Below are 392 nucleotides of genomic sequence, written 5' to 3'. Positions count from 1 at the left end.
TTGAACCGCCTTACAAAAGTTGGACATTAAAACTAACTTTTGTAAGGCGGTTTTTTATATGACAAAATATTCAACTGAATTAAAAATTAACATTACAAAGAACATTTTAGATCATAAAGATTCAGTCAATGGATTATCTAAAAAGCACAATATTAATGAATCAATTATTAGAAGATGGACTTATCTAGCTAGAGAGCAAGGCCTTATGGCCTTAAAAATTCAACATGTGAAACGCAACTATAGTATTGAATTTAAGCTTAACGTAATAAAATACTACCTAACTCATAACCTAGGTATAAATTCAGTAGCTGCTAAATTTAATTTAAACCCTTCACAAGTTCATTCCTGGGCAAGAACATTTAATGAATTAGGAATCACTGGACTTTTACCTA

1 protein-coding gene is annotated in these 392 nt (G+C 29.6%); it reads left to right on the top strand.

The window, feature by feature from the left end:
- Nucleotides 1–58: 58 nt before the first annotated feature.
- Nucleotides 59–392: IS3 family transposase (locus FD06_RS05035; RefSeq protein ID WP_056966499.1), on the top strand; the 334-nt coding region annotated here is incomplete at its 3' end.

The organism is Apilactobacillus ozensis DSM 23829 = JCM 17196, from assembly GCF_001435995.1.
Taxonomy (GTDB): domain Bacteria; phylum Bacillota; class Bacilli; order Lactobacillales; family Lactobacillaceae; genus Apilactobacillus; species Apilactobacillus ozensis.
Note: the sequence above shows the minus strand (reverse complement) of the source record. Positions and strands in the feature narration are given on the sequence as shown.